Origin of the sequence: Christiangramia flava JLT2011, from assembly GCF_001951155.1 — a bacterium.
Lineage (GTDB): Bacteria > Bacteroidota > Bacteroidia > Flavobacteriales > Flavobacteriaceae > Christiangramia > Christiangramia flava.
In genome coordinates, this window is the sequence record NZ_CP016359.1 from 2,578,542 (window position 1) to 2,594,650 (window position 16,109).

Annotated in this window: 10 protein-coding genes; 6 read left to right on the forward strand and 4 right to left on the reverse strand. The window is 45.8% G+C overall.

What is annotated here, in order from left to right:
- Window positions 1-11: 11 nt before the first annotated feature.
- The 4 genes from GRFL_RS11180 to GRFL_RS18170 are packed head-to-tail and all read left to right on the forward strand — an operon-like array spanning window position 12 to window position 5,380.
- Window positions 12-1,214 (forward strand): aldose epimerase family protein, encoded by a 1,203-nt coding sequence (locus GRFL_RS11180; RefSeq protein ID WP_083644696.1) that lies wholly within the window; start codon window positions 12-14, stop codon window positions 1,212-1,214.
- A gap of 1 nt (window position 1,215) precedes the next feature.
- Window positions 1,216-2,835 (forward strand): sodium:solute symporter, encoded by a 1,620-nt coding sequence (locus GRFL_RS11185; RefSeq protein WP_083644697.1) that lies wholly within the window; start codon window positions 1,216-1,218, stop codon window positions 2,833-2,835.
- Window position 2,836: 1 nt separating this feature from the next.
- Window positions 2,837-3,493 (forward strand): fructose-6-phosphate aldolase, encoded by a 657-nt coding sequence (fsa, locus tag GRFL_RS11190; protein ID WP_083644698.1) that lies wholly within the window; start codon window positions 2,837-2,839, stop codon window positions 3,491-3,493.
- A 15-nt stretch (window positions 3,494-3,508) separates the two neighbouring features.
- Entirely contained in the window at window positions 3,509-5,380 is a 1,872-nt protein-coding gene (locus GRFL_RS18170; protein ID WP_083644699.1) for an NPCBM/NEW2 domain-containing protein, read from the forward strand.
- A gap of 13 nt (window positions 5,381-5,393) precedes the next feature.
- Here GRFL_RS18170 and GRFL_RS11200 read toward each other — a convergent pair whose 3' ends face one another.
- Entirely contained in the window at window positions 5,394-7,442 is a 2,049-nt protein-coding gene (locus tag GRFL_RS11200) for a tetratricopeptide repeat protein (protein WP_139839238.1), read from the reverse strand.
- Window positions 7,443-7,610: 168 nt separating this feature from the next.
- Between GRFL_RS11200 and GRFL_RS11205 the strand changes: the two genes are divergently transcribed.
- Together GRFL_RS11205 and GRFL_RS11210 are read left to right on the forward strand one after the other, a co-directional pair.
- Window positions 7,611-8,843 carry an oligosaccharide flippase family protein gene (locus GRFL_RS11205; RefSeq protein ID WP_083644701.1) on the forward strand — a complete coding sequence of 411 codons (1,233 nt, stop codon included), beginning with the start codon at window positions 7,611-7,613 and terminating at the stop codon, window positions 8,841-8,843.
- 89 nt (window positions 8,844-8,932) lie between these two features.
- A complete protein-coding gene (locus GRFL_RS11210; RefSeq protein ID WP_083644702.1) occupies window positions 8,933-10,123 on the forward strand; it encodes a glycosyltransferase in 1,191 nt (396 codons plus the stop codon).
- A 34-nt stretch (window positions 10,124-10,157) separates the two neighbouring features.
- Here the strand turns inward: GRFL_RS11210 and GRFL_RS11215 are convergent, their stop codons facing one another.
- From GRFL_RS11215 to GRFL_RS11225, 3 genes are read right to left on the reverse strand one after another with little or no spacing between them, the layout of a single operon-like run.
- The gene (locus GRFL_RS11215; RefSeq protein ID WP_083644703.1) at window positions 10,158-11,711 is read right to left on the reverse strand and encodes a glycoside hydrolase family 2 TIM barrel-domain containing protein; all 1,554 of its coding nucleotides are present in this window, start codon (window positions 11,709-11,711) and stop codon (window positions 10,158-10,160) included.
- Complete coding sequence (locus tag GRFL_RS11220) at window positions 11,695-12,888, reverse strand: Ig-like domain-containing protein (RefSeq protein ID WP_083644704.1); 1,194 nt, start codon at window positions 12,886-12,888, stop codon at window positions 11,695-11,697. Before GRFL_RS11220 ends, GRFL_RS11215 begins: the two co-directional genes overlap by 17 nt.
- Complete coding sequence (locus GRFL_RS11225; protein ID WP_083644705.1) at window positions 12,885-15,962, reverse strand: hypothetical protein; 3,078 nt, start codon at window positions 15,960-15,962, stop codon at window positions 12,885-12,887. Before GRFL_RS11225 ends, GRFL_RS11220 begins: the two co-directional genes overlap by 4 nt.
- Between the last annotated feature and the right edge of the window lie 147 nt (window positions 15,963-16,109).

A 16,109-nucleotide genomic window follows, 5' to 3' on the forward strand; every position in this document is an offset into this window, starting at 1 on the left:
AAACAAGCATTATGAAAAAAATATTCAAAACCTTGCCGGCCATTTTTCTGTTGAGCTCGCTGCTTTTCATTCAGTGTAAGAATACTGATAAAAATGAAGGCTCCGCTGCTGAAAATGAGCAGGCCGAAGGCACCCGCGATGACCGTGGAATGCAGATCAGTGAATCTGAGTTTGGTAAAACTTCCGAAGGGGAGGCGGTAACAAAATATACGATCACGAATTCCGCAGGCCTGGAAATGAGCGTGATCAACTATGGCGGGATCATTACTTCCTTAAAAGTTCCGAATAAAAATGGGGAATACCAGGATGTGGTACTGGGGCTGGATTCGGTTTCGCAATATGAAACTGCCGGAACCTACTTTGGGGCGATCATCGGTCGCTTCGGAAATCGCATCGCGAATGCCTCTTTTGAATTGGACGGAAAAAAATATCAGCTGGAAGCCAATGATGGTCCGAATAGTTTGCACGGCGGAAATAAAGGTTTTGACAAGGTGATCTGGAATGTGGAACCCAGCGCCGGCGAAGATGAAGCTTCTCTGAAGCTCACTTATACCAGTAAAGATGGAGAAGGAGGTTATCCAGGAAATCTGGAAACTACAGTAACCTACACTATCAATTCTAATAACGAGCTGGATATTAAGTATGAGGCGACAACAGATCAAAAGACCGTGGTAAACCTCACCCAGCATTCCTATTTTAACCTTTCCGGAGATTTCAGCAAGACCATTCTGGACCATGTGGTACAGATTGATGCAGATGAATATTTACCGGTTGATAAAACCCTGATCCCAACCGGGAAACTGGAGCCGGTAGAAGGAACTCCATTCGATTTTAGGGAGCCAACTCCTATTTCAGAGGGAATGAAGCAGGAAGAATCTAATGAACAACTAAAACGAGGTCCAGGGTTTGATCACTGCTGGGTATTGAATGATCAGGACAACGGGATGCGTCTGGCGGCTTCGGCTTATGAGCCAACAAGCGGAAGATTGATGGAAGTTTACACTACCGAACCGGCTTTACAGTTCTATATCGGGAATTTTCTAGATGGCAGTCTGCCGGCCAAAGGTGGTGGGAATTATGAAAAACGTACCGGTTTCTGCATGGAAACCCAGCATTATCCAGATTCTCCAAACCAGGAGCAATTCCCTTCCGTAGTGCTGGAACCTGGAGATACTTATACTTCAGAAACTGCTTATAAATTTTCAGTAAAATAAGATGCAAACACTCGATACTTTTGACTGGATCACCATTTCGATCTATTTCGCCATACTGGTAGGAATCGCCATCTGGGTGATCAAAAAGAAGAACACGAATACCGAAGATTACTTTTTGGCAGGTAGGAACGTGGGCTGGTTCGTAGTAGGAGCCTCCATCTTTGCCTCCAATATTGGTTCCGAGCATGTTGTTGGTCTGGCCGGAGCAGGAGCAGGCGACAAACTTCCCATGCTCATCTATGAAATTCAGGCCTGGGTGGTGCTCATTCTTGGCTGGGTATTCCTGCCATTCTATGCAAGAAGCGGGGTGTTTACCATGCCGGAATTCCTGGAGAAACGCTTCGATGCTCGCTCCAGATGGGTGCTTTCCATCTTTTCGATCATCGCGTATGTACTTACTAAAATTTCGGTAACCATTTATGCCGGAGGAATTGTGGTAGCAGCCTTATTAGGAATTGATTTCTGGACCGGAGCTCTCGGAACAGTTGTGCTGACCGGCCTCTATACAGTTCTTGGCGGAATGCGTGCCGTGGTGTATACTGAAACTTTACAGGCGATCATTTTGGTCATTGGAGCCGCGGCTCTTACGATCATTGGTCTGGATCGAGTTGGAGGCTGGGAAAGTATGACCGATACTATTGGCCCGGAATACCTGAATATGTGGAGGCCGATGAGTGATCCTAACTTTCCATGGCTGCCGTTGTTGATCGCGAGTACCATCACGGGTATCTGGTACTGGTGTACCGATCAGTACATTGTGCAACGAGCGCTGACAGCCCGAAATATTAAAGAAGGTCGCCGTGGAACCATTTTCGGGGCACTTTTAAAACTGCTTCCGGTTTTCTTATTCCTGGTTCCGGGGATTATTGCGTTGACGCTCAAGATGCGCGGAGAGCTGGAATGGGACAGCCCAGATGAAGCCTTTCCTGTATTGATGAGCAACCTGTTGCCATCAGGATTACGCGGACTTGTAGCTGCCGGTTTACTGGCTGCATTGATGAGCTCGCTGGCTTCAGTTTTCAATTCCTGTTCCACTTTGTTTACAGTCGATATTTATAAAAAATTGCGTCCACATACCCCCGAAAAGAAGCTGGTTAGAACCGGCCAGATCGCGACAGTGATCATCGTGATCATCGGTATTGTGTGGATCCCAATCATGGCTAACATTTCAGGCGTTCTGTATGAATACCTGCAGAGTGTACAGTCGTATATCGCACCGCCGATCACCGCGGTATTCTTGTTAGGGATATTTTCCAAAAGGATCAACGCCAAAGGAGCATTCGTAACGCTTATCACTGGGTTGATCGTAGCGGCAATCAGGATCATCCTTGAACTGGTCAAATCATCGCTGGATCCAGACGGCATCCTGTTCTTTATCGGGAACCTGAACTTCCTGAGTTTCGCTTCCTGGTTCTTCCTGTTCTGCGTGCTTTTGATCGTGGCAGTGAGCTTATTATCACCTGCGCCATCCAGCGAAAAGATCGAGAATTTGACCTATCAGACTATTTCTGAAGAGGAAAAAAGAAATAATAAAGTGAGTTACAGTTGGGTGGATATCGCAGTTTCTGTGGTGATCGTCGTAATTGTAGCCGGAGTAATGATATTTTTTAACGGAGCATAATATGAAGTTTTTTATTGATACAGCCAACCTAGACCAGATCCAGGAGGCTCAGGATTTAGGAGTTTTAGATGGCGTGACCACCAACCCGTCGCTAATGGCGAAGGAAGGTATCACCGGGAAAGCCAATATTTTAGAACATTACAAAAAGATTTGCGAGATCGTGGACGGGGATGTTTCTGCGGAAGTGGTCGCTACTGAATTTGACAAAATGGTCGAAGAAGGGGAAGAGCTCGCGAAACTTCACGACCAGATCGTGGTGAAAATCCCTATGATCAAAGATGGGGTTAAGGCGATCAAATATTTTTCTGATAACGGGATTCGCACCAATTGCACTCTGGTTTTTTCGGCTGGACAGGCACTGCTTGCGGCTAAAGCCGGTGCGGCCTACGTTTCCCCGTTTTTGGGCAGACTCGACGACATTTCAACAGATGGCTTACAGCTAATCGCCGATATCAGGCTGATTTATGACAATTATGATTTCGGAACCGAGATCCTTGCCGCCTCGATCAGGCACACCATGCATGTGGTAAATTGTGCCAAACTGGGAGCTGATGTCATGACCGGTCCACTGTCTTCCATAGATGGGCTGCTGAAGCATCCGTTGACCGATTCCGGCCTGGAAAAATTCCTCAGCGATGCGAAATCTTTTAACCTGTAATTCAAAATAAACGTTTTGAGTAAACACTTCCGAAGATCGAAATTACCGCTTGTCTGGCTGTTATTGGGCTTTATATTGTTCCAATGTAACGATATTTTTGCCCAGGAAGAACAGCCGGAATTTCGTTCCTGGGCGGCCACTCCGCCAATGGGCTGGAACAGCTGGGATTGTTTCGGTCCTTCGGTAGTGGAAGAGGAGGTCAAGGCAAACGCCAATTATATGGCTGAAAACCTCAGGGATTTTGGGTGGGAGTACGTGGTGGTGGATATTCGCTGGTATGTAGATAATCAAACCACCGGGCATTACAACGCCTACAAGAAATCAGATTTTATTTTGGATGAATACGGAAGGTACCAGCCTTCTCCCAGGCGTTTTCCTTCCGCGGCAAACGGAAAAGGCTTTAAATCCCTGGCAGATTATATGCATGACCGGGGGCTGAAATTCGGAATTCACATCATGCGTGGCGTTCCGAAGGAAGCAGTTTTCAATAAATTACCCATTAAAGGAAGTGATCGAACCGCGGCTGATATTTACTCAACCGAATCAGAATGTACCTGGCTTCAGGATAATTACACCATCGTAAAGGGAAAGCCGGGCGCACAGGAATACTATAATTCCATTTTCGATCTGTATGCTTCCTGGGGCGTGGACTTCGTGAAAGTAGATGATCTTTCCAGGCCCTATCATGCCGATGAAATTGAAATGATTCGCAAGGCTATTGATCAAACAGGAAGAAAGATCGTGCTGAGTATGTCCCCGGGAGCTACACCTGTAGACATGCACGAGCACGCGGCCAATCATGCCAATATGTGGCGAACAATAGATGATTTTTGGGATAACTGGGCCCAGCTCAGCTATTCTTTTGAGAAATGTGCGGAATGGGCACCATATATTCGGCAAGGAGCCTGGCCTGATGCCGATATGTTACCGCTCGGTAAATTCATCCGTGGAGAAAGGGCCACAAACAGGTATACAAAGTTTACAAGGGAGGAACAATATACCTTGATGACCCTCTGGACAATGTTCAAATCGCCGTTGATGTTCGGTGGGAACCTTCCGGATAATAAGCCTTTTACAGATTCCCTGATCACCAATCGGGAAGTGCTGGAAGTACACGCAAAATCGATCAACAATAAAGAATGGTTCAATAAAAATGAACTGATAGCCTGGACTGCTGATGATCCCGAAAGCGATGATAAATTTGTAGCGGTTTTCAACAGCGCCGGTGATGGTTTTGTAGGTACTGAAAAACTTCTTTATCGAAGTGGAACGATTTCCACATTGACCGATGGCTTCGGAAAAGAGATCGATATCAAACTTCCCGAAAATAGCAGGGATCTTTACCTGATTGTGAGCGATGGCGGTGATAATTACAATTATGATCATGCCAACTGGATCAATCCCACAATCTATTTCCAAAATGGGGATTCCATCAGGTTGACCGATATGGAATGGGAAAAAGCCACTGCTGGCTGGGGTGAGGTCTCGGTAAATAAAAGTATTTCCGGTGGAGAACTGAATGTGAAAGGCACCGTTTTCAGTAATGGGATCGGGACGCATTCCCAATCGATCATTCAGTATGCATTACCGGAAGGAGCCACACGATTCAGGACTTTTGCCGGTCTGGATATTGGCGGAACTTCTGTCAAGGATGGCTCTACAGTAGAATTTATGATTGCTGCGGAAGATCCTACACCTGGGCAGGAGCAGTCTGCTAAAATCCCGGTGAACCTTCGTGAGCTTGGATTTGAAGGCGCTTGCGAAATCCGCGATCTATGGAATCATAAGGATCTGGGAAAATTTTCAGCTGAAGAATTCGCTCCGGAGGTTAATTATCATGGTGCCGGTTTATACCGAATTTCACCTGTTTCCGCTTCCGAAGAGTAAAACTTCCGAAACTTTATTTATACGGAAACTGCTGGTTTCGCTGCAACCTGTATCTCAGGGAAAGGCCAAATTCGGTAAAAGAAAAACCGAGTGCGGTGGCTGAGGCCATGCTGCTGTGATTTCCGAAAAGTCCGCCGCGCCAGCTTTTGCTGAAATCATACAAAAAATTAGCCTGGAAACGATAGGTTCCCTGCCGGGCCTGTTCCTCGATGAACTGATATCCCAAAGCGGCGGTCAGGTCGTACTGGAAACGCTGCTCGTTATCTGACTGAACCAGATTCAGGAAAATTTCTGCCGACTGGTATTGACCGGGACTGAAATACAGCTTGGGTCGCTGCTCCTGAAAGCTGATGTACTGATAATTGATTCCCAATTTAAGTTTTTTCAATAACTGGTAATAAAGTGAGGAATAGAGGAGGTTGCGCTGGTTCTCATCGCTCAAAGAACTGGTCTGGAACTGGAAATACCAGCCTAATCCCAAAAGACTTCGGTAATGATCGCTGATAAAAAAGTGGTTACCAACCAATCTTTGCTGTAGCAGGTCGGCATTGAAATCCTGCACGTCGCGCCGGTAACCCAGGCTCAAATGATTCCTTCGGAAATAAGCAATTTGGGTGGAGATTTCCCCGATCATGGCGGTGTAAGGATCTTCGGTTTGTGCCTGCATCAAGCCGCCTTTCAGCTGAAAGGAAACAGGAATAGGCAGTCGATATTCAGCAGCTATGCTCAGCTGGTTCGATTCAGCTGAATTTGGAAGAGCATTATTTTGGGTATTCCGATAAGTATAATTTCCGCCGATGGAAAATCTGGAATTTAAAGGCCACTTTACAGTTGTATTCAAACTAACCGACTCATTGTGGCCATTGTCAAAACTGTAACGGCTGGTTTCTGAAATTTCGGGTTGATAAAGCTCCTCGATCTTTTCCATTAGTTTTTGGGCGTCGCTCTGGCCGGGAAATAATTTCAGGGTCGCAATACCGGCATTTTTGGCCGCGGCAATATTGCCATTGGCAAAATAGGCATTGGCCAGCCCCAGGTTCGCATCAAAAGAGGAAGTCTCGGTTCTTAAAATTTCCCGGTAATCAGCAATGCTGCTGCGGAAATCCCCGGTGTACATCCCGTATGCGGCATGCAGCGCCAGAACCTGATTGGTATTTCCGTAGTTTTCCTGAAGCTGGCCAATCATTTTTTGCGCTTTTTGATAGCGCGCATTCCACAATAGCGCCTGGACAAGACGCTCCTGCGCCCGCCATACCAAAGTGCCATCTTTTTCAGTTTTGGATTTCAGAAAGGCATTTTCGGCATGATCGAGCGCTTTATTTTCCTTCTTTTCTTCATGATAACAGAGTGCGATACCCAGGTGCGCCAGGATGCTGTCTTTGCGCGTCACGGCCATTTCCTTGAATGAATGGATCGCTGAAGAAGTTTCCTTCTGCAACAGGTAAATATTGGCCTGGCTCAGTAAACTCTCCTGGTCGCCTGGAAATTGCGCAAGGTTCTCCTGTAAAATTTTCAGTGCATTGATATACAGTTTTTCCTGACTCAGGGAATAGGCTTTTCCCAGCCTGATATATTTCAGGCTGTTGAGTGCGCCCGGATCATCAGTTTGTAGCTGGAGCGCCTTTTGGATCCATTCCTGGGCCGGGCCGTATTTTTTAAGATTGCTAAGGCTGTTCGCATAGCCCAGCATTAGCTTAAAATCTGGTTCATTTTCCTGGATCATTTCGGCATAATAATGCTCAGCGGCTTCATAATCTTTGTTCCAGATCAGCGATTCGGCATAATTCAACTGTACTTCCCGATCTTCAGGATGGTTTTGAAGCAATTTAAGGAAGATCTCTTTCGCTTCGGAAGGACTGGAATCTAATCCCACCGATCTTCCGTAGCAGATCGTGGCGGTCTTATTTTCAGGGTTTTTCCGAAGGATTTCTGCAAAAAAGCTCTTCGCGCCCGCGAAATCTCCCGCCTCCATTTTTTCAAAACCCTCGGTCATTTCCTGGGCCCAAATAAACTGCGGCAAAAGTACCAGTAAAGTGAGGTATAATAAGCGTCGTATACACATGGTTGCTGTTGTTGGTTTTGACTATTGGCAAGTTAAAACCGGAAGGCTGATATTTCATCTACAGAAAATGGTCACCCGTCGAAAGGTTTTGATATTTCATTGGAATTCGGAAGATATTGCTGCCAGATTCGAGTGGTAAAGTGCTCGGGAAATTAAAAAACCAATACCATGATCGCTTTAAATAGATTGAGAATCAGATCTTTATTTGTTCCTGCACGAGTTTTTATGGTCAGCGCCATGCTGGTGAACGCCGGGAATTACCTTTATAACTTACTGCTTAGCCGAATACTGGGCCCGGCCAGGTTTGCTGACGCCGCTATTCTGGTAACTTTCTTACTGGTCTTATCCTTTGTGGCCATGACGTTGCAATTAACGGTAGCAAAATTTACCGGTAGTTTTGAAGATGGCAGAAAAGATACTTTTTTGTCGCTTGCCCGAAAATGGTCATTATGGACCGGGTTTGTGATCGGCGTGCTGGTTTTTGTACTGGCCGAGTCGCTGGCCGGTTGGTTCCAGACAGGCTCTGCGTGGATGTTCCGGATTTTCGCGCTCGGAATTCCCATTTATTTCCTGATGAGCGTGAACCGCGGTAATTTTCAGGGTGAGCAGGAATTCCTGAAACTCTCTTTTACCTATCAGGCAGAAATGTTCAGCAGGCTGCTACTGAGTTTGCTGTTTCTGGCGGTTTTACCTTTTGGAAGCTCAGAACTGGTCGCCTTGGGAATTTTCTGCTCGTTTATTCCGGGTTTATTGCCTTATAAAAAATTAAAACTCTCAGCGCTTCCCAAGATGAATATTTCAGAAGTGGCGCACCTGAAGAAATTCCTGCTGGTAACCGCTTTTTATGAACTCACCCAGATCCTCATCAATAATGGGGACCTGTTACTCGTAAAACATTTTTTTGAAGCGGAAACTGCCGGCCTTTATGCCTCTGTCGCACTTATTGGTCGTGGCGTTTATTTCGTGGCCTGGATGTTTGTGATGCTGCTCCTGCCGGAAGTTGTGCGATTACAAAGACAGGGAAAGAATACCAATGACGTTCTGTTCAAACACCTTTTTAACATCAGTTTACTGGGTGCCGCTATTGTGTTGGTTACCTATATTTTTCCGGAACTCGTCATTTCGATGCTGTTTGGGGATGCCTATCTGGAAGCCGCAGACATTCTCTGGAAATATGCGCTGGCCAGTTTGCTTTTCGCGCTCGCCAATATTTTTGTGTATTACTTTTTATCCCTGGACCGTTACGTTCCCGTTCTGTTATCGGGGATCATGGGATTAGTGCAGTTACTGGCCATCAGTTACTGGCATGGCAGCCTGGCTGCGGTAGTGCATATTCAACTACTGCTGATGGGTGTACTGTTATTGCTGCAGGTGTGGTTTTTCTTCTACCGAAATAAGTAAGTTCCTAACCGAAGCTTTCCTGCCTTCGGTCGAAGTTTTTATTCGGAATACCTTGATAAATAGATATTTACTGAACAAAATTCAATTGTATGAAACTCGCTATTGTTACGGCTTTACCACCCAGTAAGGTCACGCTGAATGAATATGGTTTCCACCTCGCCAAACATTTCGCTCAAAAGGAGGAAATCGAAGAACTGATCCTCATCACCGATAAGGTCCGGGAACCAAGGCATTTTGATTTTGATACTGGCAAGGTAACGCTCATCGAAGCCTGGAAGTTCAACAGTTATAACACCCTTTTTTCAGTTTCAAAAGCCATCCGCAAGTCGGGTGCTGATGCGGTGCTGTTCAACCTGCAATTCATGAAATTTGGGGATAAAAAGGTTCCCGCTGCGCTGGGACTGATGCTTCCCATGATGTGCAGGTTCCAGGGTATTCCGAGCATTACTTTGCTGCATAATATTCTGGAGCAGGTGGATCTTGGACAAGCTGGTTTTACGGAAAACCGAATTCTGAAATTCCTTTTTAACCAGATTGGGACTTTCCTGACGCGCCTTATTTTGCAGTCGGATAGAGTGGCGCTGACCATCGGGAAGTATGTAGAAATCATTTCCGCAAAATATCAGGCAAAAAATGTGATTCTAATGTCTCACGGCTCTTTTGAAACCCCGCCAGCTCCAGATTTTGATATTCCTGAAGGCCCCAAAAAGGTAATGTGTTTTGGCAAATTCGGCACGTATAAGAGAGTGGAACTGATGATTGAAGCCGTGGAAGAATTGCGGCAGCGAACGAACCTGGATCTGGAGATTGTCATTGCCGGAACTGATAGCCCCAATACGCCGGGTTATCTTCAGGAGATGAAAGAAAAGTACGCGATGGTCCAAAATATCGAGTTTACCGGATATGTAGCAGAAGAAGAGGTGCCGAAAGTTTTTACTGAAAGTGCTGTGGTTGTTTTTCCCTATACGGCAACAACCGGCAGTTCCGGGGTTTTGCACCAGGCAGGAAGCTATGGGAAAGCAGTGGTAATGCCTAATTTGGGCGATCTCGCGCTGCTGGTGGAAGAAGAGGGCTATGCAGGAGAATTTTTCGAACCTGGAAATGTTGCTTCTTTAGCCAGGTCGCTGGAAAATATCCTGAAAAATGAAGAATATCGCAGAAGCCTGGGAGAAAAGAATTATGCGGCCGCCTGTAGTTTACCGATGGAAACGATCGCCCAAATGTATCTCGAAGAATTTAAATCATTACGGAAACAGAAACTCAAGATAAAATATGTTTAAGGAAACCAAAAAGTCCGCTCGAATGCGGACTTTTTTATTGCTTATGAATTACGCAGAAGCTCGCTTTAGGGGTTCCCTGCGCATCGATAACGCCAAAATGTTTTTGCTTGGCTTTTCGCCATACTTGCTTTCCAACTACTGAATTAGGGATTTCTTTAAAATCATACAGTGTCCAGAACAGGCTGTAAAGTTGCTCTTCTTCTAAGACTTCGTTCATGGCTGCATAATACTCCTGCTGATCTTCTTCGGTGTTGCCGAAGGGATCCCAGAATCCTTTATAACTCGACAAACCAAACTCCTCCAGTATGAGAGGTTTTTGCACTTTCTTCCGAAGATTCTTGAGTTCTCCGGAAAGTGCTTCAGGTTTCCCATAATAATGAAAACTCAAAAGGTCCATATTTTCCTGAAGCAGGCTGGCATTTTGAGGCTTTCCCCAGCCAATGGTAACCAGGTGATTGGGATCGGCCTGCTTCACCTCGCGACTCAGATGCTTCAGCCAGTTTAAGATGCGGATCTTTCCGCGGGAATCAAAATCCAGGTCCGGTTCATTTTTCAGGTCCCAGGCGAGTATCGCGGTATGATCTTTAAAATGCCGGGTAATTTGCCTCGCGTGGGCATAGGTGAAATTCCAGTCTGTTACCGAGTAATCTCCGTAAAAATCGAAAAGGGTCACGATCACTTTCAGGGAGTGTTTATCTGCCAGGTCTAACAGAGTTGCCAGTTTTTCCAGTTTTTCGGGCAGTACATGTTCTTTTCCGAAGTCTTCATATTGAAGAAAAATCCGAATCGTGTTCAAACCCAGTTGCGAAATAATCTGAAGGTCCTGATCGATCTCCTCTTGGCTGAAATGTAGCCCGAAAGTATCCCAGGCGCCGTCTTTCGGGTAGTAATTAACGCCTTTCAGCTTAAATTCTTCCTTCCACCAGTAAAGCTTGCCATCGCGAATTTTCCAGGTACTGATAGCCGGTTTTCTCGGGGCTGGGGTTTGCTGGGCTTCTTCCCTGACCATATGTCTCACGCGCCAGTAGCCGTCTTCCAGTAACATCAACACCTCGTAACGGGAAGTATCCATGCTGGTAGCGATCAGTTCCTCATTGAGAAAACTTTCCTGGTAAGTGACCACATTTTCATCGGTAAAACTCACCAACTGCCCGTCTGTGCTATAAAAATTCAGTTTGGGTTGATGGTAGAGGCTGGTAGATTTGATCACCACCCCGGTCTTTTTGTTGAATTCCACATTTTTCAGCAGGTTCACGCGTGCACTGTCCGTAAAATAATCAGCGATGCCATCCTGCGATAGGTGATTCAGGGCGAAGTTTCGCACCTGCCAGGAATGCAGGTAATCCCTTTCGATCTTCTGAAGGTTGGGCGATTCCATTTTTCGGCCTTCATAATTGCTCGTATCCCAGGCTATTTTAGGCCGGTAAGATGTCTCATTCCGCTTGCCGGAGTGGAAGATGCTGCTTTTATCGGCACCGCTATTCAGGAAACCCAGCACCGAACTGAGCCCGAAAATGATCATGGCGTTGACCGCCAGAAAACTGAAGATCAAAATTCCTCTGTACATATTTTTACTTGGTTTTTTCATAATATGGATTCTGCTGAATCTGGGTTTTTCCCAAAACTGAAATTTTGATCGTTTTCGATTGGCTGGCATGCGCCGGCGGTAACTCGAATGTAGCAAAACCATCTTTAGTTTGGGCCTTTAAAATGAACTGGCTATGGCTATCTCGAACCTCCACGGTCACCCCGTCACTGACCAATTGCCCCAGGAAACTGCGCAATGGTCCAGCCTGAAATTGTCTTTTTTCCAGTTTTTGAACACTAAAACCTTTTAAGACAGGACGAAATTCAAAATCTATCACTCCGCTTTTGGCCATTTCTTCCACAAACGCCTGGATCTGATATTTTCCGGGAATCTCGGGATGCAAAATTTCAGCGGTAGCGTAACCGTCAACAGAATTTCCTGTGGTTTTCAGCATTGCACCAGTAGGTTCGCGCATGATGAAAGTTACAGCCGTCCCGTCGCTGACCTTATTTCCGAAGGCGTCTTTTAAAATGGAAGTTCTGAGACGGCTTACCGAATTGCCATCAGCGTATGGATGAGGTGGAAGGATTTCAACAGAAAAATCCACCGGTCTGGCCGGGTAAATTTCAGCAACCAGTTCCCCGGTCTGAACTGATTCGTTTTTTGCCGCCAGGTAAACCTTCCCGGTTTTTTTTCGGGCGGTCACCAGTTTCCATTGTAATTGGTTTTGCTGTTTTAGACTGTTTTCTTCCGATTGGTCTTTAAAAAATTCTTCGGAAGAAAGCGGCACCTGCACCTGGATATTATCAAAATCATCAGTAGGCAGGGCGACGAGCATGGCGTGATCACCGGTTCCTGCTTCCAGGCTTCGCGGACCAAAGTAACTTTCGATCAGCCGAGTATTTTCCGCTGCTTGAATAAGGATGTTTCCGGATCTTTCAGAGTGCGCGTTCCGTAATTTCCAGCTTAAAATGCCCATTTTTCTACTCATGAATTCCGGCACCTGGAAATGATATGTCCCTGCTGTTATTTGCGGTTTCAGGATGGTACTGCCATAGGAATTCTGAAGAAGCAACCTGGATTCTACGGAAATTCCGCTGAAATGCAATTGTAAAGCCTGGCCTGCGACCGAGCTTGAAGGGATGTGTTCCTTTGTGCTCCGGGCAGCTGGTGGTTGCTGCAGGAACGAGAGGAAGCAAAGGCTGATTAACAGGAGGCTGAAATGTCTTTTTCTCATGGCGTATTTCCTATATAATTATTCAGTTCAATCTTTAAAAAAATCCCGTTTTCCAGCTCCTGAAGCGGAAGCTGAGCCAGGTTTTGAAAATGGGAGTAGCGTTTGGCGATTTCGGTATTCGGTAGCCCGTTCACATACACCTGCTGCATAGAATTGGTGACCAGTTTTATTTCCTGCAATTTTGGAAGTTCCAGCTGAAAGCCTTGTTTTCGCTGTACCCGGACGCCATCATCCACGAATTTTTCCTCGACCCAAAGCAAATTTTGTTGCGCATCGTAATAGGAAAGCAGTAGCTGCGGGATGGTCACTTCCTGAATTCCATAATTAAAAAGTTCGCCACTGAGCGTTTGGCGATCCTGTTCCAGTTTCTGCAGGACTACACTTTTATACAAATCTTTGGTGGCTACATTTCCGGAACAGCGCAATTGAAAAGAGACCGGGTTCCTGTTAAATGTTATTTCTGCAAACTCATCAGGATTAAAAGTTTCGGGAAGATTTTCGTCTTTTCTTACCCATGCAATGCGTTCAAAATCGACTCTGAAACTGGTCACTTCTTTGGGCATCAGTTTATGTTTCATGACTTTCCCGGCATTGTAACTCGCGAGTTCCAGGTGTTGCTCGTCATAAAGGCTGGCCTGAATGGTCACATCGGCAGGGACCTGGTCGATATTCTGGATTTCTCCAACGATGGAAAAATGAGTGCCTTTTTTCACTAATCTGGCTGAAAGTACCTGGAGCAAAGGCTGTTTCAGTACATCTTCGTGATAGGTTTGCTGGGTGCTGATCTTTCTTCGCCCGTGGTTATAATAAGCTGTTTGATTTTGTGAAAATAACTGGTCTGGCGGAAGATCAGGATCGAGTTCATCTGCTGAAATAAACCAGCTTCGACCAATTTTCACCAAATGATGCTCACGGTGTTTTTCGATCTTCTTCAGGGGAGTGATCCAGGAACTATAGACGCTGGCCACCGCTTCATTTTCAGAAACAGGACGAATGCGAACCGCCAGGCTGTCCAGTTTGGCGTAAGAACTCAGCAATCCGTCGGTCACTGAAACCTCCAGCATGAACTGCGCTAGTGATTTATGATCTTCCGGATTAATATACGAGTGAGCCCTTTCAAATTCCTTGAAATCAATGGCATCATAATAAGCTTTGGTCACATTTTCTGCGGAAAGTTGGGCAGTGTTGTGAACGTAAACAAAATAACCCATTAACAGGACCAGAAATAACATTAGGCCCCACCATAGCTGGACCATTCGAAATAATTTCCCGTTGAATTTCGGGTAAATCCTTCCGAAGTTCAGGAAATCTGGACGTCGTGGATTTCCTGTTTTCAGGCTGTGATACCATAATAATTGCAGGTTTAGGAAAAAGGCGAGCAGGATGGTAAAGACCGGGGTGATTCCCCACATAAGCTTCAGGATCACGGGAAGATCTTCGCGAGTCAAAATTTTAGGCATGGGCGGGACATTCATTCGTTCCCAGACCATAATGCCATTTTCCAGTTGCTGCAGTCGTTGCCATCCGCTGAAATAGAGTAGCGGGTCGTAAAATTTGTCATTGGAAAATATATACTTCAAATGGTATTTTTCAGGAACTGTGACGAATTGCTGAAGTGAGCCAAGACCTTCTACTCCACGATATTTGGAATTTTCGAGCCGTTCTACTGCCCGCGAGGTAAGCTCCGGAAGCCTTCTGGCCGAATGGTAATTTCCGTCTACTGAAACGGCGGTGGTCTGTGCCGAAAGCCAGGCCATCTGGTCTCCAAACCCCAGGGTTAAGAAACGCCAGTGATCATGCTGATCCTGGTTCAGGAAATTGATGATGGGCAACATTTTGATTGCCTGCGGCTGCATAGGCCTGAAATGCCCCAGACTGATACTGAACACACTAATGCTCAAAAAACTTCCTACCAGCAATGCTCCCAACACACGGTGGTAAACGCTGCCAAATCGCTGTTGTATGAAGGTTTTAAGGTCAGCCTCGCTGAATCTGTAGGCGAATTCCCCGAACAAAGGCAAAGCCATGATCGATGCCCAAAGTGTAAAGCGATCTAAGGTTAGGATATTAAATGCATTTTCTCCCAGCAGGATCCTGGGCAGGGGCGTGGTTCCCCCGGTTCCAAGCACCAAGAGCATTGTAAATGATAATCCGAAGAAAAGGTAACGCCTCGAATAAAACCGGTAAAAGAAATAGGGGATGAACAATAACAGTAATCCCCACGGGATTAAAAAGAAAACCAGGCCAGATGAGGTGACTTCCAGAAAGTTGTCCCTGCTCCCATGAGGAATAGGAACCTGTGTGATCGGGTTGTTTCGGGTGTTGATCCAGTAAGGAAGAATACAGAAAATAATGGTTCCAAGCGCGCTCATTCCGAAGAGTACAATACGTGCGAATAGCTTTCGGAAGACGTTCAGAAATAATCTTAGGCTAATGAATTTGTAAGTTCCGGTTACTTCTTTTGCCCGGTCCATAATGACCATTCCTATTAAAGGGAAAATGAAAAAGATCATCCCGAAGATGGGCGTTACGTGATGGGAAGTTACGGTAACAGCGATCAGTGAGATGGCCCGAAAGAGCACTATTTTTCGGCCATTTTTAATATAAAGGTATATCTCCGGAAGCGCATGCAGGAGCAACGAAATTCCCACAATACTTGGTAACTGACCAAAAATATGTAGGGTTTCAATAAAAGAAGATGAGAATACCGCCAACAGGGAGGCGTAACCGGCAACTTTTCGGTTTCCGCTGAATAGCAGGGAAAAGCGATAGACTCCGGAAATAAAAAGTATCACTGCCAGGACAGCCACCGTGAATAATCCGAATTTGAGTCCGCCTATATAAGACAGCAGGGCAATGCACTGGTGCACCAGTGGAGGATATCCCATGACCGTGAAGCCGGTATACCATTTATAATTCCATGGCTCGAACCAGTTACTGGCATAATGTTCGGCAAAGAACAGGTGGATGAGTGCATCGTAGGTTTGTTCCAGGGTAAAGATGATCGTAGCCGAATGGAAAATCACTCCTATCAGCAGGGCAGCAATCAGGTATTTATTGGAGGTTTCCCTCATGTTCTCATAGTTCTGTTTCGTACTGAAGTAAAAATAGAACAGACAGCAGGTACCACAAATTCATTGACCGACACCAACTTGCCATTCACCGACAAAAAGCTGCATTCCGATCTAAATGCCTATAAAAGAAAGCTTTCTGCCAATACT